This is a genomic window from Achromobacter colocynthidis, from assembly GCF_057334535.1.
Genome location: NZ_JBHFIZ010000037.1, coordinates 358,271 through 384,136, shown reverse-complemented (window position 1 = coordinate 384,136; position 25,866 = coordinate 358,271). Strand labels below are relative to the sequence as shown.

General features: G+C 65.4%; 24 protein-coding genes and 1 pseudogene. 3 read left to right on the top strand and 22 right to left on the bottom strand.

Features of this window, described 5'->3' with window-relative positions; translation table 11 throughout:
• The 13 genes and pseudogenes from ACE04A_RS21545 to ACE04A_RS21485 all read right to left on the bottom strand — a co-directional run.
• A pseudogene (locus ACE04A_RS21545) lies at positions 1–443 on the bottom strand (hypothetical protein); the annotation flags it as partial.
• A 351-nt stretch (positions 444–794) separates the two neighbouring features.
• A complete protein-coding gene (locus ACE04A_RS21540; protein ID WP_485820502.1) occupies positions 795–1,790 on the bottom strand; it encodes a Bug family tripartite tricarboxylate transporter substrate binding protein in 996 nt (331 codons plus the stop codon).
• Between the two features lie 68 nt (positions 1,791–1,858).
• Positions 1,859–2,782, bottom strand: a complete 924-nt coding sequence (locus ACE04A_RS21535) for a hydroxyacid dehydrogenase (protein ID WP_448716353.1) — start codon at positions 2,780–2,782, stop codon at positions 1,859–1,861.
• 156 nt (positions 2,783–2,938) lie between these two features.
• Positions 2,939–3,820: a LysR family transcriptional regulator gene (locus ACE04A_RS21530; protein ID WP_391436999.1), complete on the bottom strand. Its 882-nt coding sequence runs from the start codon at positions 3,818–3,820 to the stop codon at positions 2,939–2,941.
• Between the two features lie 255 nt (positions 3,821–4,075).
• Positions 4,076–5,239: an MFS transporter gene (locus ACE04A_RS21525; RefSeq protein ID WP_448716351.1), complete on the bottom strand. Its 1,164-nt coding sequence runs from the start codon at positions 5,237–5,239 to the stop codon at positions 4,076–4,078.
• Positions 5,236–5,817, bottom strand: coding sequence for a TetR/AcrR family transcriptional regulator (locus tag ACE04A_RS21520; RefSeq protein WP_448716350.1), 582 nt, complete (start codon positions 5,815–5,817; stop codon positions 5,236–5,238). Before ACE04A_RS21520 ends, ACE04A_RS21525 begins: the two co-directional genes overlap by 4 nt.
• A gap of 20 nt (positions 5,818–5,837) precedes the next feature.
• Positions 5,838–6,755: an SMP-30/gluconolactonase/LRE family protein gene (locus ACE04A_RS21515; RefSeq protein WP_259250025.1), complete on the bottom strand. Its 918-nt coding sequence runs from the start codon at positions 6,753–6,755 to the stop codon at positions 5,838–5,840.
• A gap of 16 nt (positions 6,756–6,771) precedes the next feature.
• Positions 6,772–7,770, bottom strand: a complete 999-nt coding sequence (locus ACE04A_RS21510; protein WP_448716349.1) for a Bug family tripartite tricarboxylate transporter substrate binding protein — start codon at positions 7,768–7,770, stop codon at positions 6,772–6,774.
• A gap of 39 nt (positions 7,771–7,809) precedes the next feature.
• Positions 7,810–8,754: a hydroxyacid dehydrogenase gene (locus ACE04A_RS21505; RefSeq protein ID WP_448716347.1), complete on the bottom strand. Its 945-nt coding sequence runs from the start codon at positions 8,752–8,754 to the stop codon at positions 7,810–7,812.
• A complete protein-coding gene (locus ACE04A_RS21500) occupies positions 8,751–9,434 on the bottom strand; it encodes an RraA family protein (RefSeq protein WP_100854582.1) in 684 nt (227 codons plus the stop codon). Before ACE04A_RS21500 ends, ACE04A_RS21505 begins: the two co-directional genes overlap by 4 nt.
• Before the next feature lie 38 nt (positions 9,435–9,472).
• Positions 9,473–10,474 carry a Bug family tripartite tricarboxylate transporter substrate binding protein gene (locus ACE04A_RS21495; protein ID WP_485820501.1) on the bottom strand — a complete coding sequence of 334 codons (1,002 nt, stop codon included), beginning with the start codon at positions 10,472–10,474 and terminating at the stop codon, positions 9,473–9,475.
• Between the two features lie 22 nt (positions 10,475–10,496).
• Complete coding sequence (locus ACE04A_RS21490; RefSeq protein WP_448716345.1) at positions 10,497–11,366, bottom strand: amidohydrolase family protein; 870 nt, start codon at positions 11,364–11,366, stop codon at positions 10,497–10,499.
• Positions 11,367–11,372: 6 nt separating this feature from the next.
• Positions 11,373–12,341, bottom strand: coding sequence for a Bug family tripartite tricarboxylate transporter substrate binding protein (locus ACE04A_RS21485; protein ID WP_259250011.1), 969 nt, complete (start codon positions 12,339–12,341; stop codon positions 11,373–11,375).
• A 181-nt stretch (positions 12,342–12,522) separates the two neighbouring features.
• Here ACE04A_RS21485 and ACE04A_RS21480 point away from each other — a divergent pair, with 181 nt between their 5' ends.
• The gene (locus ACE04A_RS21480; RefSeq protein ID WP_448716748.1) at positions 12,523–13,269 is read left to right on the top strand and encodes an IclR family transcriptional regulator; all 747 of its coding nucleotides are present in this window, start codon (positions 12,523–12,525) and stop codon (positions 13,267–13,269) included.
• Between the two features lie 13 nt (positions 13,270–13,282).
• Here the strand turns inward: ACE04A_RS21480 and ACE04A_RS21475 are convergent, their stop codons facing one another.
• Genes ACE04A_RS21475 through ACE04A_RS21455 form a run of 5 tightly spaced genes read right to left on the bottom strand, consistent with a single transcriptional unit; the run spans position 13,283 to position 20,375 of the window.
• Positions 13,283–15,619, bottom strand: a complete 2,337-nt coding sequence (locus ACE04A_RS21475) for a molybdopterin guanine dinucleotide-containing S/N-oxide reductase (protein ID WP_448716343.1) — start codon at positions 15,617–15,619, stop codon at positions 13,283–13,285.
• 6 nt (positions 15,620–15,625) lie between these two features.
• Entirely contained in the window at positions 15,626–16,489 is an 864-nt protein-coding gene (locus tag ACE04A_RS21470) for a sulfurtransferase (protein ID WP_448716342.1), read from the bottom strand.
• 15 nt (positions 16,490–16,504) lie between these two features.
• A complete protein-coding gene (locus tag ACE04A_RS21465) occupies positions 16,505–17,509 on the bottom strand; it encodes a Bug family tripartite tricarboxylate transporter substrate binding protein (RefSeq protein ID WP_485820500.1) in 1,005 nt (334 codons plus the stop codon).
• Positions 17,510–17,546: 37 nt separating this feature from the next.
• On the bottom strand, positions 17,547–18,911 hold the full coding sequence (gene purB, locus ACE04A_RS21460) for an adenylosuccinate lyase (RefSeq protein WP_279996524.1): 1,365 nt from the start codon (positions 18,909–18,911) through the stop codon (positions 17,547–17,549).
• A gap of 18 nt (positions 18,912–18,929) precedes the next feature.
• On the bottom strand, positions 18,930–20,375 hold the full coding sequence (locus ACE04A_RS21455; RefSeq protein WP_279996525.1) for an FAD-binding oxidoreductase: 1,446 nt from the start codon (positions 20,373–20,375) through the stop codon (positions 18,930–18,932).
• Between the two features lie 152 nt (positions 20,376–20,527).
• On the opposite strand from ACE04A_RS21455, the gene ACE04A_RS21450 reads away from it, so the two are divergent.
• Entirely contained in the window at positions 20,528–21,250 is a 723-nt protein-coding gene (locus ACE04A_RS21450) for an IclR family transcriptional regulator (RefSeq protein ID WP_279996526.1), read from the top strand.
• Between the two features lie 32 nt (positions 21,251–21,282).
• Here ACE04A_RS21450 and ACE04A_RS21445 read toward each other — a convergent pair whose 3' ends face one another.
• The 4 genes from ACE04A_RS21445 to ACE04A_RS21430 form a co-directional block, all read right to left on the bottom strand.
• The gene (locus ACE04A_RS21445) at positions 21,283–22,671 is read right to left on the bottom strand and encodes an MmgE/PrpD family protein (RefSeq protein WP_485820499.1); all 1,389 of its coding nucleotides are present in this window, start codon (positions 22,669–22,671) and stop codon (positions 21,283–21,285) included.
• Between the two features lie 263 nt (positions 22,672–22,934).
• Positions 22,935–23,330 carry a type II toxin-antitoxin system VapC family toxin gene (locus tag ACE04A_RS21440; protein ID WP_279996528.1) on the bottom strand — a complete coding sequence of 132 codons (396 nt, stop codon included), beginning with the start codon at positions 23,328–23,330 and terminating at the stop codon, positions 22,935–22,937.
• Complete coding sequence (locus ACE04A_RS21435) at positions 23,330–23,569, bottom strand: type II toxin-antitoxin system Phd/YefM family antitoxin (RefSeq protein WP_279996603.1); 240 nt, start codon at positions 23,567–23,569, stop codon at positions 23,330–23,332. The genes ACE04A_RS21440 and ACE04A_RS21435 overlap by 1 nt, the downstream gene beginning before the upstream one ends.
• Positions 23,570–23,597: 28 nt before the next feature.
• Positions 23,598–24,569, bottom strand: coding sequence for a LysR family transcriptional regulator (locus ACE04A_RS21430; protein WP_424917709.1), 972 nt, complete (start codon positions 24,567–24,569; stop codon positions 23,598–23,600).
• Positions 24,570–24,676: 107 nt separating this feature from the next.
• On the opposite strand from ACE04A_RS21430, the gene gbd reads away from it, so the two are divergent.
• Positions 24,677–25,813 (top strand): 4-hydroxybutyrate dehydrogenase, encoded by a 1,137-nt coding sequence (gene gbd / locus ACE04A_RS21425; RefSeq protein ID WP_259250010.1) that lies wholly within the window; start codon positions 24,677–24,679, stop codon positions 25,811–25,813.
• The last annotated feature ends 53 nt before the right edge of the window (positions 25,814–25,866 follow it).

Below are 25,866 nucleotides of genomic sequence, written 5' to 3'. Positions count from 1 at the left end.
GGGGGGGCCCCCGCGCCCACCTGGTCCAGCAAGGCATTCAGCTTGTAGTCGTCGCCGCCGGTCAGCAGGTATTTACCGGGCGGCAGGATATGCACTTCGAAAGCCTTGAACAGGTAGGTGGCCTGCTTGTCCCGTTGCAGCGAATTGTTCTGGAACTTGCGGCCAAAGGTGATCTTTGGCTGCTGTTCGTGCATCCACACCGTGTTGCCGGTCCACTTGGTCATCGACTCCGCGTCGTTCAAGCTGGCGTGCGGCATCACGTCGGCCACCAGCACCACGGCCATGTCGTCCTTCAAGGCCTCGCCGATCAGGTCGAGCAGTTGCGCATAGCGTGGGTCGTCCATGCTGCCCTCGCCGTTGTAGTCCGGCACGTGCACGCAGCCCGACAAGGTCAGGGCAAGCGTCAGGGCGGAAAGGGCAACGCGCGGTCGCGGCAGCATCATGGGGTCGATCCTTGAAGGGGCTGAGTCGGATGACCGCGCATGCTACTGATTTGGGACGGCGCTGCAATACCCGGATGGTGGCCTGAAACATGGCGCAGGCCGGGTGGGCGCGAACCCACCGGGTCGGCGGTGCTTGCCTGGGCGGGAGGGTCGCGGTGGGAACCGAGAAATGGCGAGCGCTGCGGCCCTGTCAAAGCCACGGGTAGCCGTCCGGACCCGGGTCAAGCCGAATAGCGGGCTTGGAAATTTATTGTTGCCATTGTTTCGGCCTGGGCCTTTGTTGGCCTTTTCCCGCGATCCGATCTTGGTCTGCGTCTACGCGAAAAGCCCGCTCGTCCCCGCGTAGGGATGCTATTGCGCGGTGATCTTTGCCGACTCGATCAGCGCGCGCCAACGTTGCACTTCGCTGTTCCAGAATGGCGCGAATTCCGCCGGCCCGCGTGCATCGACGCTAAAGCCTAGCGAGCGCGTTTTTTCCGCCACTTCAGGCCGCGCCATGATGCTGACGAGTTCCTTGCCCAGGCGTTGAACGATGGCGTCCGGGGTTGCAGCGGGCAGCATGACGGCGGTCCATTGTTCGACGTTCAGCTTCGGCATGCCTGCCTCGGCGGACGTCGGCACATTCGGCACTTGCGGGTTGCGCGCCGCGCTGGCAATGGCAATGGCGCGCAGCTTGCCCGACTGCACGTAGGGCAGGGACTCGGCGTAGTTGCTGAAGATCACATCAAGCTGCCCGCCCATCAGGTCCGTCAGTGACGGCGCGCCGCCGGCATAGGGGATGTGCAGAATGTTGGTGCCATTGATCTGGTTGAACAAGGCCAGGGACAGGTGCGACGGCGTGCCCACGCCGCTGGATCCGGCGTTCAATTCCTTGCCCTTCGCCGCCTTGGCCAGCTCGTCCAGCGTGCGTATGTTGCTGTTGGCCGGTACCACGACCAGTATCGGCGTCGAGGCCAATAGCGCGACGGGCTTCAGGTCTTTGGTGATGTCGAAGCGACTTCTGTCGCGCAGCAAGGTGGCGTTCACCGAATGCGTCATGGTGATGGCCAGCAGCGTATTGCCATCGGGCGCCGCGCGTGACACTTGCTCGGCGCCGATCATCGCGCCCGCGCCGGGGCGGTTTTCCACCCCCACGGTAACGCCCAGGCGCTCGCCGAGTTGTTGGCCCACCAGGCGAGCCATGACGTCGGTCAATCCACCGGGCGGGAACGGCACGACGTATTTCAACACGCTGCCTTTGGCGGGGTAGTCGGCGGCGGGTGCTTGGGGCTGGGCTTGCACTTGGGCGGCGGGGGCGATGGCGGCAAGCGCAAGGGCCGAGGCCAGCAACATTCTTCTGATAATCATTTTGTCTCCTGTCCGTGTATTTTTTTATGGTGTTGCAAGGTCGGTGTTGCCAATGCGGTGTTGCGAAATCAGGCCAGCGCAGCCAGCACCTTCTCGGCAACCAGACTGCTTACCCGTTGGTTGGATTCGGTGGTCAAGCCTGCTGTGTGAGGCGTAAGAATAAGATTCGGGCAGCCCTGGAAGTGCGGCGCCGGGGCAAGCGGCTCGACGTCGAAGACGTCCAGCGCGGCGCCGCCAAGCTGTCCGCTGCGCAGGGCGCTTGCCACGGCGGCCTCGTCAACAATGCCGCCACGCGCGGTGTTGATCAGGATGGCGCCCGGCCGCATGGCTTGAATGCGCGTTGCATCCAGCAAATTGCGCGTCGATTCCAATAGCGGCATGTGCAAGCTGAGCACGTCCGCCTGCGCAAGCACGTCGTCCAAGGCGGCGGGCGCGACACCAAGCTTCGCGAACAGCGTGTCGTCATGCGCCAACGCCGGGTCAAACGCAACGACAGCCATGCCCAGCGCCTTGGCCAGCCGCGCCGTCAATTGCCCGATCGATCCAAAGCCCAGCAAGCCCAAGGTCTTGCCCGAGATCTCTCGGCCCTTCGACAGCGCGTCGCGCGGCCATTCGCCTGCCGCGACCGCCGCCGAGGATGCATACGAACCGCGCAGCAGCACCATCGCGGTCGCGATCACGTATTCGGCAACGCTGTTGGCGTTGGCGCCGGTGGCGGGAAACACCTGTATGCCTTGTTGTTCGCAGCCGGCCAGGTCGATGTTGTCCAGGCCAACACCCAGCCGTCCCACCACCTTGCACCGTTTGAGCGACGCCAGCAATTCGCCGCGCACCTGCGTGCGGTTGCGCACGATCAGGGCGTCGCAAGTAGCCGCCACTTCACACAAGCGCGGCAGGTCGTCAACCAGCTTCGGGTCGTAGGTGACGTCTGCTTTTTCCCGCAGTCGGTCGACCGCGGGCGCGTCCATGAATTCAGTCACGACGATGTTCAAAAACTCCTCCTTCCGACGGCACTGGCCGCTTGATGTGATCCGGCCCATGCACGATGCCAAGATCCATACTAAGAAGGCGAGAGATTTATCAAAAGCTAATTTTTTTACATCTGAGCATCGGTAAATACGATGCTCGTGAGGTGACAAGCACGACGGCTATTTCGCCAGGGGAGAAGATTCCCCGAATTCCCGGAAGCAGTTCACCAGCACCTGCGTGGTCCGGCTGTCGTTGTTGGCGTGCCGCACGGCCAGGCACACGGTGCGGTACAAGCCCGGCAGGTCAATGAACTTCAACGCGCCGTCGCTGCGCGCGGGGCCTTTCAGCACGGGCAGGACGGTGACGCCGATGTCGTGACGCACGATGGATAGCACCGCGTCATGCGAGTCCAGCTCCATCGCGGGCCGGACCGAGACGCCGCTGTCCTGAATGAACGACTCGATCTGCTTGCCGATCCAGGTGGTTTTGTCGAAGGCAATATAGGGATATTCCTCCAACGCGGCTTTGACGTTGGTGAAATTACGCTTGGCGCTCATGACCAGCGCCAGGGGCTCGGTATACAGCTCGTGAAAGCAAAGCGTCGTGGAGAAATGCGGCGGCGGCATCGAAATCACCGCCGCATCCAGCAAGCCGGCTTCCACCTGCAACGCAAGGTCTGGCGACCGTTTCGCGGTGATGCGCAATTCCAGGGAAGGATGTTCGGCCCCCAGGCGCTTGAGCACATCCGGCAAGCCCCCACTCAATGTGCTGGTGATGATGCCCAACGCCAGCCTGCCCTTGAGACGGCTGGAGTTGCCCAGCGACGCCATCTCGCTTTCCAGGTCCAAGACACGCCGGGCAAGGGGCAAAAGCTGGTGCGCGCGGTCGTTCAGCAGGATTGAGCGGCCGGTGCGCACGAATAGCTCGACACCCAGTTCTTCTTCCAGGTTCCGAAGCTGAACGCTGACGGCCGCCGGCGATAAATGCACGGCCTGCGCAGCGGCGGTCACTGTGCCGAATTGGTGGAGCGCCAGGAAAGCGCGCAGGGAGCGGCTTTGCATGAGTAGGGTGGGGCTGTGGGGTGGCGGCTACGTTAACACGCGGGCTGCGAGGGGAAAGGCTGATTGGATACTGCACATTAATTTCAGTGAAAGTGCGCCTTTCAACAAATGTTGAAAGGCGCGGATTCAGTGAAAAAAGCAGCGGCTCATGCAAGTCATGTTGTAGATTCTTTCGTCTTGAAAGCGCTGAGCACGAGGCTGCCCTGTGGGGCTGGCAACCTGAAACAGCAGCAAGCAATCAACCCGCGCTGCCCGCTATCGCCCCGCCACACACGGTCGTGGCCTTGCCTCTTCAGCCCGCGCGATCCCCGCCGTCAGGGCAAGGCAGACAAAAATAACCACCGCGTAATTGGCCGTCAGATGCGCCATCAACAGTCCGAAGACGGCGGCACCCGCTGTCTGACCGACCGCGAGCGCCAGAAAGGCGATCGTGACGCCCGTGGCGGGCCGGTCGGGCAGCGCCCGGACGCCCCATAGCAGATAGACGCCGGTAAGCATGATGTAGGCCGCGCCAAAGAGAAGGCCGCCGCCCAGGGTCAGGGCCGCCGAGGTGTCTGCGATGCCGATCATGAGAATGCCTGCCGCCATGGCCGCCAGGAATATGTGGTGGACGCGGTCCATGCCGAAGCGCGCAATCAGATGCCCTGCGCTCGCGCCCGCGATACCGGCTGCTCCAATGGCGATCCACAGCAGGCCCGCGCCCGCGCTGCTCCAGTCGAGCCGTAGCGCGACAAGCTGCGCCCCGAAGGACCAGATCGCGGTGCTAGCCGCGCCGGTCAGGAAGGCGGCGGCGATCAAGCGCCTGAGCGCGCTGGTAAGCGACGGCATGCCCTGGGTGCTTGTCGTGGCCCTCTGGAGCCCTCGCGGCAGGGTGAACGCCGCGGCGAATGCCAGGCCGACCGCCACGACCGCAAAGCCCGCGTAAGCCAGGCGCCATTGCTCTCCCATCATCAGCGCCACGGGGCCGGACAGCACCACGCCCGCGCCCGTCCCGGCGTTGATGACGGTGTTGGTGGCGTTCTGCCGGTCCGGCTTGACCGCTGCCGTCACGGCCGCGGCCAAGGGGGGCGAGGCCAGTCCCGTGCTGGATCCAGCCAGCATCACCGCGCCCGCCAGCCAGGGTGCCGAGGGCGCGGCGGCGATGCCGGCCATGCCCGCCGCCGCGATCAGGGCCGCGACGATGGCGACAGCGCGGGGGCCGACGCGCTCGGTCAGATAGGCCGACAGCGCGATAGCGATGCAATAGCCCAGAAAAGCCCCACCGGATATCAGGCCGCTTAACGTTGACGACAAAGACAGCTCAGCGTCGACCTGCGGCAGGAACAAGCCGAAGGCGAAGCGGGCAAAGCCATAGCAGACGGCGATCAGCGCAAAGCCCATTGCGCCCAGCGTCGCGGCGGGACTCAGCGCAAGGCTCATGGCCGTGCCCGTTCAACCAGTGCGATGGCCGCCAAGCGTGCGGCCTTCACGGATTTTGCGCCGCGATAGATGGCGGCGGCTGTCGCGCCCTCGAACAACACCAGGATCTGTTCGGCCAGCACCGGATCGCTGCGGCCCCCGATTTCCGCCGAGACGACTTCCCGAATATTTCGCCAGAAGGCGGCCTTGTGCGCGGACACCGCATCGGCAATTTCCGGCGTGTCGCCACCGGTTTCCGCGTAGGCACGCAAGAACAGACAACCCAGGTTGTCCTCGGTTTTCATCCAGTTTTCCAGTGCCTTGAAGATCGCGTCGACGCTGCTTGACGCTTGGATCTGCGCAAAAAAGCGTTTGTCGCGCTCGGTGAGCACGGCGGCGATCAGCGCGGTTTTGCTGCCGACATGCTTGTAGAGCGTTCGGCTTGACATGCCGGCGCCCTGGGTCAAGCGGTCCATGCCGGTGGCCGTGAAGCCGTGTCGGTTGAAAAGCTGTTCCGCCGTGGAGATCAGTTGTGTCTTGGTATCCATGCGTTCAATGTAAAACGGTCGTTTTACACTGTCAATTCGCGCGGCGGCCACGCGTTTTTTGCTTGGCGCTGTCAGGCCTTGCGCGCCAGGGCCAGGCCCGCGTGCGGCGCGGACGCGAACAGGATCGAGCCGCTAGTCGATTCCGTGCAGAACAGCGTGCGCCTGTCTTCGCCGCCAAAGGCAAGATTGGTGGTGGACGCGCCCGTGACGCTGCGCCAGACGATGCTGGGTTCGGCGCGATGATTCAACAGCCAGACGTAGCCCAGCCCTGGGTTGCAGACCAGCAGGTTTCCTTCGGTGTCGACGGCCAGGCCATCGGGGCCGCTGGGGCCATGGGACGTAAAAAACTGGCTGACCTTGCTGACGCTGCCATCGGGCAGCAAGGGCACGCGCCACACGCAGTTGCCACGCGTGACAGCCAGGTACAGCACGCGCTCGTCGGGGGACAAGGCCACGCCATTCGGGCTGGGCACGTTGCCCAGCAGTTGGTCTAGCTGGCCGTTGGGCCGCAGTCGGTACAGCCGGCCGCTGGGATCATGCAGCCCGCTTTGGCCCTGGTCGGTGAAGTACAGGTTGCCCTGTGTGTCGAAGATCAGGTCATTGACGCCCTTGAAGCGTTCGCTGTTGCGGCGTTCAAGATAGGGCGTGACGGCGCCGGTCGCGATGTCCAGCGTCATCAGCCCGTTCTTGTAGTCGGTGATGAGCAGGCGGCCGGCGTCCAGAAACTTCATGCCGTTGGGTTCGCCGTCGTACTCGGCTACCAAGGACCATTCGCGGTCTGGCGTTATCCGGAAGACGCGGCCCCAGGGAATGTCCGTGACGTACAGGTTGCCGGACTCATCAAAGACCGGCCCTTCAAGAAAGGAGTCGACCGGCATGCCGCCCCGGTTGGCGTCTGCCCAAGCACTGCGCCGGGGGCGCCGCAAGTGATCGGGCATGGTCGACCAGACTTGAAAGTCAACGACTTCGGGGGCGTGCAAGCAGAACATGGCGAATCCTCCTGATTTACTTGGCGTCGAAACCGATGCTGCGGACCACCTTGCCCCACATTTGGCCGCTATCGGCAAGGATGCCGCGGAACTCCGTGGCGTCGGCGGCGCGCGGCTCCGCGCCCATCTTGGTGGCAAACGTTTTCATCTCTTCCGAGGCCATGGCCGTGGCGATCTCACGTTGGAGACGCTCGGTGACCTCCGGGGGCGTGCCCTTCGGCACCCACAGGCCGGTCCAGTTGACCACGCCAAAGTCCTTCACGCCCGCTTCGGCAAAGGTGGGCACGTCGGGCAACACCGGCAGGCGCTTGTTGCCGCTGACGGCCAAGAGCTTCAATTGACCGCCTTGCACCGGTCCCATGACGCCGGTGGTGGACGCAAACTGAAAATCGATCACCTTGCCCAGCACGGCTTGAGTGGCTTCGGCCGCGCCCTTGAACGGCACGTGCATGAACTTCACGCCGGTCGCCAAGCCCAACGCTTCGGCCGCGAAATGCGGGGTGGTGCCTGGCCCGCCCGATCCGTACGTGATCATGTTGGGTTTGGCGCGGGCTTGCGCGATCAGGTCGCCCAGTGTGTGGCTGCTGCTGTCGGCCGAGACGGCCAAGGCCATGGGCGCAAAGACGAAGGCCGAGACCGGCTGTAGATCTTCCGCCGGATCAAACGGCAGCTTCTTGAAGATGTACGGCAGCAAGGAATACGTGGTGTCGTTGGCCACCAGCGTGTAGCCGTCGGGCGTTGCGCGCGCGACCTGGCTCACGCCGATGGTGCCGGTGGCGCCGGGTTTGTTTTCCACGACGAAGCTCTGTCCGGTCTGGCTGGACAGCATCTGCGCCATCTTGCGCGTAGCCACATCGACCGCGCCGCCCGGCCCGTAGGGCACCACGATGCGCACCGGCCGGTTGGGCCAGGCGTCGGCCGCGTGCGAGACGGACGCACCCAGCAGCGGGGCGGCGAAGGCCAGGATCAATGCCACGGTCTTGCGGCGCGTATAGGGGTGGGTAAGAAACGTCATTTGTCTTCCTCCGAAGTTCTTTTTATAGATTGGCGCGGCTCAATCGCTGGTCGTCGTGGCCAACACCGCCAGCACATTGCGCGCCGCCGCCACGCCCATGTTGACGTAGGCGGCGCGGGTTACGCCGCCGATGTGGGGGCTGAGGATGATGCGCGGTTCCTGCTGAAACGGATGGCCCGCTGTCATGGGTTCGACCGCAAAGCTGTCCAGGCCGGCGGCGGCCACCTGGCCGGAACGCACGGCGGCCAGCAGCGCGCCTTCGTCCACCAGACCGCCTCGGGCGGTGTTCACCAGGATGACGCCGGGCCGGCACTGCGCCAGCGTGTCGGCGTTGATCAGGCCACGGTTCTCATCCGTTAGCGGGCAATGCAGCGAGATGGCGTCGGCGTCCCGCCAGAGCTGTTGCAAGGGCACGGCGTCGATGTAGGCGGGCAGGTTTTGCGCATAGGGATCATGGCCAATGACGCGCATGTTCATGCCGTGCGCCATTGCCGCGAAGCGCCGGCCGATGGCGCCCAGCCCGATCAAGCCGATGGTCTTGCCGTCCAGCTCCAGGCTCTTGTGCGTGGACTTGTCCCAATGACCGTCGCGCATGCGCGCGTCCAGCGTCACCAGCGACTTGGCGCAGCCCAACAGCAGCGCCAGCGCTTGTTCGGCCACGGCGGCGGCATTGGCGCCCGCCGCCGCAATGACTTCGATGCCGCGTTGCGTGGCGGCGGCCTTGTCGATGGTGTCGGTGCCGCTGCCGTGTTTGGAGATCACGCGCAAGGACGGCGCGGCGTCCATCGCGGCGGCGCCGACCATGCTGTAGCGCACGATGATGGCCACGGGGTCGTGCTGGCGGCACAGCGCAACGATGTCGTCTTCGGTGGGTGTCTTGCCCGCATAGACGATGTTGAAGCCCTCCAACAGCGCCAGGGCCTCGGGGGCCAGGTCGGCGGCGGTGACGAGTAGCGCCGGTTTCGGGGCGGCTGAGGGGTTCACAGCGACTCTCCTTCCTTCAACACGCCGGCGCTGCGCAGGGCGGCCGTCAGCCATTTGGCTTCGGTGTCGCCGGCCTGGATGGCGGCGATGCGGGCGGCTTCGTCGCGCACTTTCTTTTCGGCGGCGGGCAGCAGGCCTTCGATTTTTTCGCGTTCCACGACCACCAGGCCGTCGGCGTCGCCGATGATGAAGTCGCCGGCGTTGACGGTGACGCCGCCTACCGACACGGGATGGCCGATGCGGCCGGGCACGTTCTTGGTGGGGCCATTGGGGTTGGCGCCGGCCGCGAACACCGGGTAGCCCATCTCGATGATTTCAGTGGTGTCGCGCGCCGCGCCATCGATCACCACGCCGGCCAGTCCCAACTGACGGCAGGCGTTCATCATGATGGTGCCCATCAGCGCGGCGCTCAGGTCACCCTTGCCATCGATCACCAGCACGTCGCCGGGCTTGGCCAGCGAGATCGCGGCGTGAATCATCAGGTTGTCGCCGGGCCGCACTTCAACGGTAAACGCGGGGCCGGCCAGCTTCATGCCGGGGTCCAGCGGTCGGATCCGGCCATGCAGCGCGCCGCGTCGGCCGGCCACATCGGCGAGGATGGCGGGTTGCAATTGCGCGGCGCGGCGCACGACATCGGCGTCGACGCGGGGAAAGTCTTTGATGATGTCCTGGTTTGCCATGACGGCTCCTGTGTAAAGAATGGGGGGATGGGAATTTGTCAGGTGGGCTGGATGCCGGAATCGCGAATGACCTTGCCCCACTTCTGGAAGTCGGCCTTGCGGGTTTGGTCCAGCGCCTGCGGCGTGCCGCCGCCCAGCGTGATGCCCAACTGCTGCGCCAGTTCCGTCAAGGCAGGGCTTTGCAGCGCCTTGCCGATGCTGGTGTTCAGCCGTTCGATCACGGGCGCGGGCGTGCCGGCCGGCGCGAAGACGGCCTGCCATTGCTCGGCCACGAAGTCTGGAATGCCGGCCTCCTGCATGGTCGGCACATCAGGCAGAACCGGCAGGCGCTGCGCGGAGGTGGCCGCCAGTGCGCGCAGCGCGCCCGACTGCACATGCGGCAGCGCGGCGGCTGCCGGCAGAAAAGCAAACTGCACCTGGCCCGCAAGCGTGTCTTGCAGCGCGGGCGTGTCGCCCTTGTAGGGCACGTGCAGAAAGCGCGCGCCGGTTTTCTGTTGCAGCAATTCGCCCTGCATGTGCAGGATGGTGCCGGTGCCGCCCGAGGCATAGGCCAGGCCTTGCGGCGCGGCCTTCGCGGCGGCGAGTAGATCGGCCACGGACCGGTAGGGCTGGGCAGCCCCCACGACCAACAAGTGGGCAATGGTGCCGATCATGATGACGGGCGCGAAGTCGGCCACCGGGTCATAGGTCAGCTTGCCCATCACATGGGGGGCGATGGCCTGCGGCCCGATCGAGGTGCCCAGCAGCGTGAGGCCATCAGGCGCGGCGCGCGCCACACGCGCGGCACCGATGGTGCCCGTGGCGCCGGGCCGGTTGTCGACGATGACGCGCGTGGCCAGCAGCGCGTCCAGTTGTTGGGCCACCGCGCGTCCCAGCACGTCGGTGCTGCCGCCGGCCGGGTAAGGCACGACCCAGGTAATGGTCTGGCCGGCGGGCCAGTCTTGCGCGGCGCGCACGCCGAACGCGGCGCCGGCGGCCAGGGTGGCGCTCAGCGCCAGGAAACGGCGGCGCGCAAGCGAGGGGGTATCAGTCAGTGTCATGGTTGTCTCCTGAATATTTTTTTCATGCCGGAAAGCCGTAGAGGGCCGCCGGGTTATGCACAAGGACGCGGCGCAGCGTTGTGTCCGTTTGGGTCCAGTCGGCCAGTCGCTCAAGCTGTTGCGCGTCATCGGGCATGGGCTGCATGCCGGCCGATGCCGAGGCGTGCGGCCAGTCGCTGCCCCAGATCACGCGATCGGGATTGGCGTCGATGAAGGAGCGGGCCAGGCCGTCAAGCGCGGGGTCTTGGACCGAGCGTTGCTCACTGACGAGGTAGCCGCCCGACAGCTTCACCCAGGCGCGGCCCGCGCCCAGCCATTGCAGGACCAGGGCGTGGGCCGGGTGCGCGCCAGCCTGGTTCGGCGCAATGCGCGCCATGTGGTCAAAGACCAGCGGGGTGGGCAGGCGCGCCAGCACATCGCTGATCTGCACCAGTTGGTCTGGCGGCATCAGTAGCTGGACATGCCAGCCCAGCGGCGCCACGCGCGCGGCCAATGGTCCGATCTGCGCAACGGCATTCACCACGCCCAGCGACAGGTTGAACCGAATGCCACGCACGCCCGCCGCATGCAGCGCTTGCAGTTGCGCGTCGGTCTCCAAGCCGTCGATGACGGCCACGCCGCGCGCTTGCCCACCCAGTTCGGCCAGGGCCGACAGCATGCTTCGGTTGTCCGCGCCATAGGTCGACGGCGTTACCAACACCGCGCGCTGCGTGCCCAGCCTGCCCTGGATGGTGCGGTACTGCTGCATCGTCGCGTCGGGCGGCAACAGCCGCGCGCCTGGCGCGGCGGGGTAGCGCGCATCGTAGGCGTGGATGTGGCAATCGCAGGCGCCGTCGGGAACGGCCACGGCTGCGGGCGTCAGCCCGGCAGAGTAGGGGTAGGGCACGGACATGCGGGCTTACTCGACGCGGGCGCCGGAATCCTTCACGATCTTGCCCCAGCGGATGCGGTCGTCGTGGATCAGCTTGGCGAAGTCCTCGGGCGTGCCGGTCAGCACGCGCGCGCCCTGTTCCTGATACTTCTGGCTCAGGTCCGAGGTCTGCAAAGCCTTGTTGAATTCCGCATTCAGGCGCTGCACGATTTCCTTGGGCACGCCGGCCGGCGCGGCCAGGCCGAACCAGGTCACGGCTTCAAACCCGGGATAGCCGCGTTCGGCGATGGTGGGCACGTCAGGCAGATCGGACGCGCGTTGCGCAGCCGTCACCGCCAGGGCGCGCATCTTGCCGTTGCGGATGTGGCCGATCAGCGTGGGCACCGACGACAGGTACATGTCGATCTGCCCGCCGATCAAATCGTTGGACGCTTGGGCCGCGCCCTTGTACGGGATGTGGGTGAGCTTGATGCCCGCCGCATTCTGCAATTGCACGGCGGCCAGGTGCGCCACGGTGCCGTTGCCCGAGCTTGCGTAGGTCAGCAATTCCGGCTTGGCCCGGGCGGCCGCGATCATGTCGTCGAACGATTTCAGCGGGGAATTGGCCGGCACCACCAACACCAGCGGCGCGTCGGCGATCAGGCCTATGGCGGTCAGGTCTTTCTCGGGGTCGTAGGGCAGCTTGGCGTACAGCGTGGGGTTGATGGCCAGGTTGCTGGTCTGGCCCAGCACCAGCGAATAGCCGTCGGGCGCCGACTTGGCCACGTTGTCCACGCCGATGTTTCCGCCGGAACCCGGGCGGTTCTCGGTGACGATGTTCCAGCCGGTATTTTTTGCCACCTTCAGCGCCGCTTCGCGGGCCAGCACATCCGTGCCGCCGCCGGGGGGGAAAGGGACGATCAGGCGGATGGGTTTGTCGGGGTAGCCCTGGGCGGCGCTCAACCCCGCCACGCAAACAAGCGCCAAGCCAGACAGCACGCGCGCAATGACTTTCATGGTTTGTCTCCAGTCGTTGTTTTGATCCGCGCATTGTGCGATCGTGTTCCGCCTAATACAATCCAGGTTCGTACAGCGAAACATGTTGCGTACCATGGTTGATACCAAAGACAGCAAAAGCGGCAGCAAGAAAGGCGGCAAAGTGGATAAAACCAAGCGGGAAGCCGCGACGGATGAAGTCATGAAAGACGCACGCGTCACCGAAGACGATGCCCCCGAGGACGATGCGCCCGAAGAAGGCGTGGTCGCGGTCAGGCGGGCAATGCGCATCCTGGAAGCGTTCGGCATTGACGACGCGCACCTGTCGCTGGCGGAACTAAGCCGCCGCACGGGCTGCCACCGGTCCACGGTGTTGCGCCTGGCGCGCACCTTGGCCATGGACGACTACCTGGCGCAGCGTTCGGATGGCACGTGGCGTTTGGCGCGGGCAGCCGGTTGGCTGGGCGCCTGCTATCAGGCCACCTTCAACGTGCAGGAACTGGTGCAGCCCGTACTGCGAGAGCTGTCGGGCGCAACCGGAGAAAGCGCAACGTTCTACGTGCGCGAGGGCAATCAGCGCATCTGCATGGCGCGCGTGGAAGGGCCGAAGTCCATCCGCCATCACGTGCGCGTGGGCGCGGCATTGCCGCTGAACCTGGGCAGCCCGGGCCGCGTGCTGTTGGCGTTTTCAGGCGAAGCGGGCGAAGAGTACGAGGCCGTGCGGCGCGCCGGCTACATGATTTCGCTGGGGGAGCGCGACGCGGAAGTATCCAGCATTTCGGCGCCGGTCTATGGCATCAATTGGACCCTGCTGGGCGCCATCTGCATCTCGGGCCCGATCTCGCGCTTGAACGAAGCGGTGCTGCTCGGCCATAAAGAAGCCATTCTTTCCACGGCCAGCCGCCTGTCGCGCTCGATGATGGGTGCGCGGCAGGGTGGGGTGGCGTAGCGGGGCGCTCCCGCTACGTGTTTCTTTTGACCGCCCGTGGCGGATCAAACGCGCGCATACGCGGCAACACGCCGTCAAAGCGCTCAACCTGCACCGCCGTCAGTTGCCCGCTACAACCTTGCGCCAGCGACGACGTGCCGACGTCGCGCGTCAGGATGTTCGGGTTGCCGTGGCCGCACAGCACCACGTTGCCGCTGGCGTCTGTCACGGGGTCGTACCAGGCGCCGGTGGGCAGTTGCGCTACGCCGGGCATGATGGCCGTGCTGAGCGTGGCGCTGGCCAGGCAGGCGCCACGCCCATTGAACAGGCGCACGATGTCGCCTTCCGCGATGCCGCGCGCGGCGGCGTCCTGCGGATGCAACGTGCACACTTCACGGCCATGCCGCTTTTGCGACACGCTGTGTGCGCCAAAGTCCAGTTGGCTATGCAGCCGGGTAGCGGGTTGATTGGCCACCAGGAACAAGGGGTAGTCAGCGGTGGGCGCGTCTTCGGGCGGCAACCACGCCGGGTGGCCCGGGCAGTCCGCATAGCCAAAGCCGGCGATCACCTGGGAACTGATCTGCACCTTGCCACTAGGCGTGGGCAAGGGCTTGCCGGCCGGGTCGTTGCGGAACGCGCGCAAGATGCCGCCGTCGTCGTCTTGTTGGGGCAGCGGCAATTCGCCCCGTTCCCAGAACTGCTCGAAGCTGGGCGCGTCCCGGCCCTGGTCTTGCAATGCCAGGCGCGTTTTTTCGTACAGGTGGCGCAGCCATTCGCCGCTGGTCCGCCCTTCGGTAAATGCGTCGCGCGTGCCCAGGCGGTCGGACAGGTCCGTGAATATGTCGTAGTCATCGCGTGCCTGGCCATTGGGCGCGGCGATGCGGTGCATGGCCACCAGCAGCGGGTCGGTTGCCGAACCGCCGATGTCTTCACGTTCCAGCGTCATCGTGCAGGGCAGCACGATGTCGGCATGGCGCGCGGTAGCGGTCCAGCCGATTTCATGCACGATGAAGGTGTCCAGCGTGGCGAAAGCGCGGGTCAGGCGCTTCAGGTTTTGATGATGGTGGAAGGGGTTGCCGCCCGCCCAGTACGCCAGGCGGATGTGGGGATACCGCATGCGCTTGCCGTTGTAGTCAAAGGGCTGGCCGGGATGCAGCAGCATGTCGGAAATACGCGCGACCGGAATAAAGTCCTTCACCCCATTCATGCCTTGCGGCAACGACGCCACCGGCACTGCGTTGCTGCGCTTGCCGTAGTGCGCCAGCGTGCCCAGCGCATAGGCGTAACCCCCGCCAGGCAAACCCAGTTGGCCCAAGGCGGCCGCCAGCACGGCGGCCATCCAGACCGGCTGCTCGCCGTGTTCGGCGCGCTGCAACGAATGCGAAACGGTCACCAGCACGCGCTTGCCGGGCAACAGGCGCGCCAGTTCAGTGATCTTTGCCGCCGGCAGGCCGCAAAGGGGGGCGGCCCAGTTCGCGTCTTTGGCTTGCCCGTCCTGGCGGCCCATCAGATAGTCTTCAAAGCCTTCCCAGCCGTCGCAGAACTCGGCCAGGAAGGCTCGGTCATGCCTGCCGTTGGCGACCACGTCATGCACCAGCGCAAGCATCAGCGCCACATCGGTGCCGGGCACGGCCTGCACCCATTGCGCGTCGGCGTCCGCCGGAAAGTCGCTGGCCAAGGGGCTGATGTTGATAAAGCGGCAACCGCGCGCGGCGGCCTGGCGCATGGACTCGCGTTCGATGTGACGGCTGATGCCGCCGCTGGCCACGCGTGAATTCTTCAACGCCATGCCGCCGAACGCCAGCACCACATCCGTGTGCGCCACGATCTGTTCCCACGTGACGTTGCGGCGCGCCACGTCGTCCATGCTGCCCAGGATATGCGGCAGGATCACGCCCGACGCACCCGCGCTGTAGCTGTTGACCGAACGCACGTAGCCGCCCAGCGCCGTATTCAGGAAGCGGTGCACCTGGCTTTGGGCATGATGAAAACGGCCCGCGCTGGACCAGCCGTAAGACCCGCCGAACACGCCTTGCGCGCCATGCAGATTCTTGACGCGTTGTAGTTCAGCGGCCAACAGGTCCAGCGCATCCTCCCAACTGACCTGCACGTAGTCGTCGCGGCCCCGGCTGGCGTCCGGCCCCGGCCCGCGTTCCAGCCAACTGCGCCGCACCATGGGCGCGGTGACGCGTACGGGGTGGTCCAGCGCATTGGTGAAGTTCTGGATCAGCGGGTTGGGGTCCGGGTCGCCGGGATACGGCAGCACCTTCAGCGCGCCGTCTTTCCAGGCGGCGGAAAACACGCCCCAGTGGGCGCTGTGGGGCTTGCTGTCGGTGTCCGGACGGGCCGGCGGGAAGACGGGGTCGTTCATGAGGATCTACGCTTCAGGGCCGGTGGCGATGGGCGCGCCGGCTTGCGCGCTCCATTCGCTCCACGAGCCGGGGTACAGGGCCGCGCCTGTCAGTCCGGCGACTTCCATGGCAAGCAGGTTGTGGCAGGCCGTGACGCCGGAACCGCATTGGTTGATGACGTCGGCCGGCGCGCGGCCGTTCATGCGCGACGTGAACTCCTTACGCAGTCGTTCGGGCGACAGAAAGCGGCCGTCGGGCGCGAGGTTGTCGCGGAAGAAGCGATTGCGCGCGCCGGGTATGTGGCCGCCCACCGCGTCCAGCGTTTCGTTTTCACCGCGATAGCGGTCAGGCGCGCGCGCATCCAGCACGACGTGCTTGCCCGCGTTAAGCGCCTGGCGTAATTGCGGGTAGTCGATTGTGGGCTGAAGGCTGTCGCCCACCGGCAGTTGGCCGGCGGCTCGCTCGGGCGGCGCCTCCGTGGTGAGCGGGTAGCCGGCGGCCGTCCATGCCGCGACGCCGCCGTCCAGTACCGCCACGGCGTCGTGGCCGATCCAGCGCAGCAGCCACCACAGGCGCGCGGCGAACATGCCGCCCGCGTTGTCGTAGGCGACCACCTGCGTCTGGCTGCCGATGCCCAGCGCGGCCATCGCGCGGGCGAACCCGGCGCGATCCGGCAGGGGATGGCGTCCGTTCTTGCCTGTTTTCACGCCGCTGAGCGTGTCGTCCAGATGCACGTAGGCCGCGCCGGGCAGATGGCCCGCTTCATACTGGCGACGCCCCGCTTGCGGGTCCGTCAGGTCAAAGCCGCAGTCCAGGACCACGATGTCGTCCCGCCCCGCCTGGGCCAGCGCGCGGTGCAGGTCGGCCGCGCCGATCAAGGTGTTGCTCATGTCAGGCTCCTGGTCTTATTGCCCGATCTGCTTGAGCAGGGCGGGGGTGGCGGCTTTACGGTAGTTGGCGATGTCTTCAACGATGTACTGCTTGAACTGGTCCATCGGCAAGTCGTGTTCCATGGCGGAGTCCTTGCGGATGGCGTTCTGCACCGACGGTTCTTTCAAGGCGCGCGAAAGGTTGTCGGACAGCACCTTGACCACGTCGGGCGGCGTGCCGGCGGGCGCCGCCAGGCCGTACCACTGCGTCATTGTCATGTCGATGCCCAGCTCCTTGAATGTGGGTACGTCCGGCAGGATCGGGCTGCGCTTGCTGCCGGTCAGGGCCAGCACGCGCAACTGGCCTTGCTGCACCTGCGGCACCAAGGGCGATGCGGTGGCGAAGAACATATCGATCTGTCCGCCCATCATGTCGGTGATGGCCGGGCCGGATCCCTTGTATGGCACGTGCAGCAGCTTCAGGTGTCCCAGCTCTTTGATGGTTTCCATGCCGATGTGGGCGGCCCCGCCCGTGCCGGTGGAGGCAAAGGTCAGCTCCTTTGCCTTCGCGGCCTGGATCACTTCCTGCGCGGTCTTGAAGCGCGACTGCGTGGCCACGAACAGGCCATGCGGCGCTTCCAGGATCAAGCCGATGGGGGCAAAGTCTTCCGGCACTTTGTACGGCAGGGTCTTGGGCTTCAAGGCAGGCGACACCGCCAGGTTGCCGCTCATGGCCAGCAGGATGGTGTAGCCGTCGGGCGGCGCCTTGGCGACCAGGCCCGCGGCGATGTTGCCGCCCGCGCCGGGCCGGTTTTCAACGATGACGGTCTGGCCGATCTCTTTACCCATGGCGGTGGCGATCAGGCGTCCGTAAAGGCCGCCGCCGCCGCCCGGCGGAAAGCCCACCACCAGCGTGATGGGGCGGTCGGGAAACGCGGCCTGCGCCGTGCCGCCCGCCAAGCTGATCAAACCCAGGCCCGCCACCACGGCGGCGCGGCCCCCAAACTGCCGGACAAACCGGCTTGCGAAAGAATTGCCCATTGTGTTTGTCTCCTGTGTTGTTTTTTTCAGGGAAAGGCTAGGCGTCGAGCCACCCGGCCTGATGCTGTTGCACCACCCTGTCCACCGATGCCGCGCACTGCCCCAGGTAACCCGCGGGGTCGGTCAGGCGCAGGATCTCTGCTTCGCCCAGCAGCGCCGCCAGGTCCTTATGCTGGCGCAGCGCCTGGGCGAAATCGAGCTTGTGCGTGATGCCATGCATGGATGCGTCGTAGATCCATTCGTGGGCGGTCTGCTTGCCCACGCGCTCGGACAGTTCCAGCATCACGTGTTCGGACAGCAGGTAGCCCCGCATGCGGTCCAGGTTCAGCGCCATGGCGTCCGCGTCCACCCGCAACCCGGCCAGCAGGTTCTTGGCCTGGAACAGCATGGCGCCGGCAATCAGGCAGCATTCGGGCAGGGCTTTCCATTCGATCTTCCAGGCAATGCCGTCGCGCTCGCCTTCCTGCACCATGCCTTCCAGCATCAGCGCCGCGTTGGCGCGCAGGGGGCGGCACAAGCCCGCCAGGTTCTCGGCGGACGTGGGGTTGCGCTTGTGCGGCATGGTCGACGAGCCCAGCTTGCCCGCCGAGAACGCCTCTTCCACTTCGCCGAATTCGTTTCTTTGCATGTTGAAGAGTTCGTTGCCGATCTTCGACAAGGTGGCGCCCAGCATGGCCAGCACCAGCGCGTACTCGGTGAAGCGGTCGCGCGCGGGCGCCCAACTGACGGCGGGCGCGGCCAGCCCCAGCTTGGCCAGCGTGCGGCGTTCGACCTCTTCGGCCTGCTCGCCCAGCGAGGCCTGGCTGCCCACCGCGCCGGCCACCATGCCCACGAGCATGCGCGCTTCGCATTCTTTCAGGCGGTCGTGATGGCGCGACAGCTCGTCCAGCCAGACCGCGCATTTGTGCCCGAAGGTGATCGGCAGCGCCTGCACGCCGTGCGTGCGCCCCGCCATGGGGGTGTCGCGATGCGTCAGCGCCAGGCGCGCCAATTCCTGCCCCACGGCGGTCACGTCGCGCAGGATGACGCCATGCACCTGCTTAAGCTGCAAGGCCACGCCGGTATCCACCACGTCTTGCGTGGTGGCGCCGTAGTGCACCCATTCGCCATGATCCGGTCCGCAACGTGCCTGCAATTGCTTCAGCGCGGGCACCAGCGAATGCTTGATGCGGCGAATCTCGGCCGACATATGCGTGATGTCGATGTTGGAAATCTTGGCCTGGGCACGGATCTCGCGGGCGGCGGCCTCTGGAATGATGCCCAGCTCGGCCTGCGCTTCGGCCAGCGCCGCTTCAAAGTCCAGCCACTTCTGGATGCGGTTCTCTTCCGAGAAGATGTCGCGCAGTTCGTCGGTGCTCCACAGATGCTGGAGCGACTGCATATCGAAAACGGAAACGGGCATGGCGTAAGGTCCTGGTGATTAGGAAAGCTTGGGGGCGGGGCGCGGCAACAGGCGTCCCGGATTGAAGGTGCCCAGCGGGTCCAGCGCATGCTTGATGCGCTGCATGAGCTCGACGGACACGGCGGGTTTGAATTGCAGAAACGCTTGCTGCTTGAGCCGGCCGATGCCGTGCTCGGCGGAAATCGAACCGCCCAACGCGGCGGCGACTTCGTGCACGATGTCATGTACCGCGTCTTCCTGGGCACGGAAAGCCGCGTCGTCCATCGCCAGCGGTTTGCTTTGGTTGTAGTGAAGATTGCCGTCGCCCACATGGCCGAAGCAGACGATGCGGATGCCGGGCATCAGCGCCTGCAAGCGGCTGTCGGCGGTGGCGATGAATTCGGGGATGCGGGATACCGCCACCGAAATGTCGTGCTTGATGGACGGGCCGTCCAGCCGCTGGGCTTCGGGCACATGTTCGCGCAGGGCCCATAGTTCATGCGCCTGGCGGTGGGATGCCGCGATCACCGCATCGGTCACGCCGCCGTCTTCCATGGCCGCTTCTAGCACGCCGTGAACGGCGGGCTCGGGGTCCATCAAGGCGGATGTCTCGGACACATCGAACAGCACCATCCAGGGCGCGGGCTGGGCCAGGGGATCGCGCATGCCATCCAGCGGGTGCAGAAGCACCTGGGCCAAGGTCTGGCGGCCGATCAGTTCAAAGGCGGTGACCCGTTCGCCCACGGCGTCGGTCAGCCGGGCCAGCAGATCCACCGCCGCTTGCGGCGTGGGCACCGCCACCCAGGCGGTCACCACCTTGCGCGGCGGCGCGTACAGCTTGAAGGACGCGGCGGTGACCACACCCAGCGTGCCTTCGGCGCCGATGAACCATTGCTTCAGGTCGTAGCCGGTGTTGTCCTTGCGCAGCGTGCCCAGTTGATTCAGCACGCTGCCGTCGGCCAGCACCACTTCCAGGCCGAGTGTCAGGTCGCGCGTGTTGCCGTAGCGCAGCACCTGTTCGCCACCCGCGTTGGTGGACACCACACCGCCCACCGTGGCGCTGCCTTCCGAGGCCAGCGACAGGGCAAACAAGCGGCCCACGTTCGCGGCCGCCTGTTGCGCGGCAAGCACCGTGCAGCCGGCCTCCAGCGTCATGCTGTTGTCCAGCGCGTCCACGCGGCGCACTGCCGTCATGCGGTCCAGGCTGAGCACCAGTTCCCGGCCCGAGGCATCGGGCGTGGATCCGCCGACCAGCCCGGTGTTGCCGCCCTGCGGCACCACGGCCACGCCTTGCGCGGCGCACAACGCCACCACGCGCGACACCTCCTGCGTCGTGGCCGGACGCACCACTGCGCGCGCCGCGCCGGGGAAGTTGCGGCGCCAGTCGGACGTGTAGCGGGCCGTGTCCGCCGCCGCGGTCAGTACCTGCGCGGGGCCCACGATGGCGCCCAGCGCCGTGGCGAATGCATCACTCTGATTGGGCATAATGCTACGGTTCGCACGGCCGGGCGTAACGCTGCGGCGCTTGCGGTCTCCTGGTTGAAACGCAGGCGGCGGTCCCTGGTCCGGTAGCCGGCTTTCGTTTCATTGGTTAAAATAGGTTTTATTGAACAAAACTATAGGAAGCATCCGAAACCGTGTCAAGCGAGAATTCCCCTAAGCCGCCCGCCGGCGTGCTCGAACGCGGCATCTCCGTTCTGGAGTGCTTCGACGAAAACAATCTGCGCCTGTCGCTGCGCGACCTGGCCGAACGCACCGGGCTGGACAAAGCCACCTTGCTGCGTCTGCTGGGCGTGTTCATCAAGGCGCGCATGATTCATCGCTTTGACAGCAGCACCTACGCGTTGGGGCCCGCGCTCTTGCACATGGGCATGCTTTATCGCGACACCTTCGACCTGGGTTCGCGCTTGCAGCCGGTGTTGCGCAGCATCATGGAACAGACGGGCGAAACGGTGGCGCTGTACGTGCGCAGTGGTGAAGACCGCATCTGCCTGTACCGCGAAAACACCTCGCGCGAGGTGCGTCATCACGTTGAAGTCGGCAAGCGCATCAGCCTGAAGGACGGCGGGTCATCGGCGCATGTGCTGCGCGCCTTTACCGGCGGCGTTACGCCGCTTGCGGACAGCATCCATGAGAACGGCTACGCCATGACCCGGTCCGAGCGGGTCGCTGAAATGGCGTCGGTGGCCGTGCCGGTATTCGATGCGGATGACGCCTTCATTGGCGCGCTGGTCGTGCTGGGGCTGGCATCGCGCCACGACGAGGCCGCGCAGATCAAGGCCGTGGATATCGTGCGCCACGAGCTTGCGCAGCAAGGGTTTCGGACCACGCCGCCGGCGGCCTGTACGCCCAAGGGCTAGGCGTAAGCGGGCTGCGGCGCCCGCTTGTGTTTCTACTGCTGGCGCGGGCCCCCGCCGCCGAATAATTCGGGGGGCGGCAGGCAGATCGCCTCGTCTTCGCCGGCGTCCGTGAAGCGCTCGCACCAGGCCACTATGGCTGCTGCCTGCGCATCGTCCATGGCCGGCGCGAAGGCGCGCATGCGGGCTTGCAGCGCATCCCAGGTGTAGGGGTCTTCCGGGTCGCCGCGACGCAGCTTGCGCAGCACGCTCCATTGCTGTCCGCCCTTCAGCGTGAGCGTCACGCGGCAAGGCCGCAGGCTTGGAAACTCCTGTTGGAAGACATCGCTGGTGCGTATCGTGATGCGGCGCGCCAAGGCCAGCAGGGCGGGCGCATGCAAGTCGGGCGACTCCATGTCTTCAATGCCCAGCTTGCCGGTCAGCACCAGGCGCGCCACCACGTAGCGCAAGCAAAAGCAGGTTTGCGCGGGATTGACGGGCCATTCGACGCCGGCGATTTTCAGCGCGTGCGTGAAGATTTCAACGTCCAGCGATTCGATGTCGTCCGGCGCGGGCGCGTGGATGTCCAGCAGTTCCTGGGTGGCGTCCAGCGGCGTGAACAATTGCGCGCAGCAGGGCCAGGCCTTGATGGTGGCGGTGTTCAGGCGTTCGGGCGCGTCCAGGTTGATGTCCAGCGCGTCCAAGGGGCCATCGCCTTGCAGCAAGCGGTACAGTCCGCGCGCACCCGTTGCGAAGCGCTGCGCGCCGGGCAGCCCGGCACGCGCCGCATAAGCGGCCGTCATGCCGTTGCGCACGGCGAAAGCGGGGTGCAGCGACTTGGCTTCGTGCGCCTCATCGTCCACCAACTGCCACAGGCCCGCCGCCTGCGTGGCGCCGATGCCCAGCGCATGGTGCAGCGCTTGCGGCCCCAGCCCCAAGGCGGTGGCCGACGCCGCCGCCGCGCCCACCGCGCCCGCCGTGGCGGTGGCGTGAAAGGACGCGGCATGGCGCGTGCCCAGCGCTTCGCCCAGCCGCAGCGACACTTCGTACCCGGCAATGATGGCGTCCGCTACCTGGCGCTGCGTCATGCCGCCGCTTGCCGCCAGCGCCAAGGTGGGGGTGACCGACACCACGCCGGGGTGCAGCATCGCGGCGCGATGCGCGTCGTCGATCTCACGCAAGTGGGCGATGGCCGCATTGGCGAAGGCGGCGCCGTTGGCGTTCATGCCCATGCCGCCGAAGACCGGGATGTTGCCGGCGCCTGGGTGGCAGTCGTGTGCGGTGCGGCGATAGCGATCGGCGGCAGGCGTGCCGGCCGCTGACCAGCCGGCGGTGAACCAGTCCAGCAAGGCTTGCGCCAGGCGTTCGCGGGTGGGCAGGGGAATGGGCTGCTGGCGCAGGCGGCTTAGGTGGGCGACCAGGGATGCTTCGGGAGTGGATGTCATGGCTTATGTTTCATTGAATAAAAGATATTTTATTTAACAAAACAATAAACCATTGCGCCTAGAATTTAAACCTGCTGAGGTTCATGGCGCTTCGGTTGAATGACCGTGTCGCGCGCGTAACTCATATCAACTCCGATGATCGGAATTTTCAGATTCCCGCCGACGCAAATGGCGGGCTTGGACGACACGCAATAATCCACACCGCTGCGACAAAAACAAAAAGCTGCCCTAAGACAGCTTTTTGCCTTGGCGGATGCCGTTCATCACCAAACAGTATGCACGTGCGAGTAATCGCGGATCTTCAAGTCAGCAGAGACTAGAGGCGCGGAATACTGCCGTGCTGTGGCCACGATGATGCGGTCCGCCGGGTCCTTATGAAACTCGCCGGGCAGGTCGACCGAATGTACCGAAATGCGAACATCAACGGGTACAAAACGGACCGTCGGCACCTGGGCAACAGTGTCCAACCAGGCCGTCGCATCCATGTTCAAAGCGAGACGTCCCGCCTTGGCCAGCATTGCCACTTCCCAAGCGCTGATGGCCGAAACCAGGATTTCGCCACCTTGCATCTCGGCTTCGATGACTTCTCGAGCGCGACGACTTAGCTGAGAATCTTCCGCGATCCACCACACCAGCGCGTGGGTATCCAGCACGATCATTACGCTGCCTCCCACAAGTCGTCACTTACCGGTGACAACGGATCGTCGAACCGCAAAACGGACCCACGAAGTACGTCAAGCGGATCTCGCTTCACCGGTTCCCGATAGGGCCGGATTTCCAGCGCAGGCTTGCCGTGGTCCGTGACGACAATTGACTCGCCGGTAGATTCAACCTGCCGGAAAAGTTCAAGGGCCCGAGCTTTGAACTCGGATTTCGACACCAGTTGACTGGGCATGATGCCCCCTAAAAGTGGTCATTGAAAATGGTCATTTTATCAGGGCCTTGTCATTTAAAGCCACCCCCGCGTTTCCTTCTCGCATCAACGCCTCCACCAGCAGACTCAACGCAGGGCTTTTCGGCGCGCCTTTCCTGAACACCAGTTCGTACGGCTCGCTGCGTGACTTCAGCGCCAGGGCCAGCGTGCCTACCAAGCCGTTGCGGCAGAAGTAGTTGGCGACGTCTTCGGACACCAGCGCGACCAGGTCCGTGTTGCGGCTTAGCAGCGTCAGCGTGGCCAGCGCCGAGGTGGTCTCGATCAAGTGCAGCGGGAAATTCAATTCGGCTTCATGGAACTCGCGTTCCAGCAGCCGGCGCATCGGCATGTGCGCGCGATAGACCACCCAGCGGCTGTCCTGCAATTCGCGTAGTTCCACGGCGTCCGCGCCCATCGCCGTATGGCGCACGTTGGCAATCACCGCCAGTGACTCGGGCTTGATGACGATGGATTCGTACAGCTCCTGATTACGCCCGACGGACGAGCGGCAGATGGCCGCATCCAGCCGCCCGCGTTCTATCAGGCCCAGCAAGGTCTCGCTGGTGTCTTCCACGATTTCCACCGACATGCGCGGCTGCTGGCGCAACAGGTGCGTGACGGCATCGGTCAGCAGCGGTACGGCGCCCATGATGGTGCCGATGGCCAGACGGCCGCCCGCGCCGCTGGCGATGGCATCCAGTTCAAACCGCAGCTTGTTGATGTCCGCCTGGATCAAGCGCGCGAAGCGCAGCGCGCACAGGCCGGCTTCGGTGGGAATCAGCCCTCGGTTGGTGCGCGCGAACAGCTCCACCTGCAAGGTCTGCTCCAGCTCGCGCAGCGCTTTGCTGGCGCCGGGCTGGGTCAGGCCGATCTTGTCGGCGGCGGCCAGCAGCGAGCCGCATTCCTCAATGGTGATGAGCAGCCGGAGCTGCTTGGCATGCAGCCGCGACATGACGGAATTCAGGCTGGGGGGAACGTTTGCCATGAATAAAAGTTATAGCTGTATAGAAAGTCGTCAGTGTACTGAAGCGCGGCCCGTGCCTAGACTCGTTCCTTCTCATCGGGTCCAAGTTTTAAAGGAAAAGAGGCAGCATGGCACTGATCAATTACGTGACCGAAATTCACTTCGGCGCCGGGGTCCTGGCGGACCTGCACGACGTCTGTGAGCGCCTGGGTATTACCAAACCTTTGATCGTGACCGATCGGGGCGTGGAAGCGGTTGGCATCGTCGACCGTGTGAAGTCGGCGCTGGGGCATGCCAACCTGGCCGTGTTCAACGACACCCCGCCCAACCCGTCGGAAGCGGCGGTACGCGCGGGTGTGGCCAGCTTGAAGCAGGCGGATTGCAACGGCGTCATCGCCGTGGGCGGTGGCTCTTCCATCGACCTGGCCAAGGCCGTGGCGGTGTCCGCGCGCCATGAAGGCCCGCTGCGCCAGTTCGCCTTGATTGAAGGCGGCGTGCAGAACATCACGGCGGCCACGCTGCCCATCGTCGCCATTCCCACCACGGCGGGCACCGGCAGCGAAGTGGGCCGGGGCGCGATCATCATCCTGGACGATGGGCGCAAGGTGGGCATCTTGTCGCCCCACGTCATTCCCAAGGTTGCCATCTGCGACCCCGAACTGACGCTGGGCTTGCCTGCGGGCCTGACCGCCGCCACCGGCATGGACGCCATTGCCCACTGCATCGAAACCTTTCTGGCGCCGGCCTTCAACCCGCCGGCCGACGGCATTGCGCTGGACGGCCTTTGGCGCGCGTGGCGCCACATTGAAGTGGCGGTCAACGAGCCTGGCAACATCCAGGCGCGCGCCAACATGATGAGCGCGTCCTTGCAAGGGGCGCTGGCGTTTCAAAAGGGCTTGGGCTGCGTGCACAGCCTGAGCCATTCGCTGGGCGGCATCAACCCCAAGCTGCATCACGGCACGCTCAACGCCATTCTGCTGCCGGCCGTGGTGCGCTTTAACCGTGGCGCGGAAACCGTGGCGCATGAAGACAAGATCGCGCGGCTGGCGCAGGCCATGGGCTTGCCGGCAACGCTGTCGGTGGAAGAGGCCCTGGCCAACAAGAGCCGCGCCTTGAATTTGCCGACGGGCTTGGGCGAACTGGGCGTTACCGAAGACCTTTACGAACGCATCGTGAAGGGCGCGCTGGCCGACCACAGCCACCGCACCAACCCGCGCGACGCCAGCGCTGACGACTACGTGGAGATGCTGCGCGCATCGACGTAAGGCGTGCGCGCCTGAAGCCCCATCCCGCATCCGCATGGGATGGCGCTATGTAT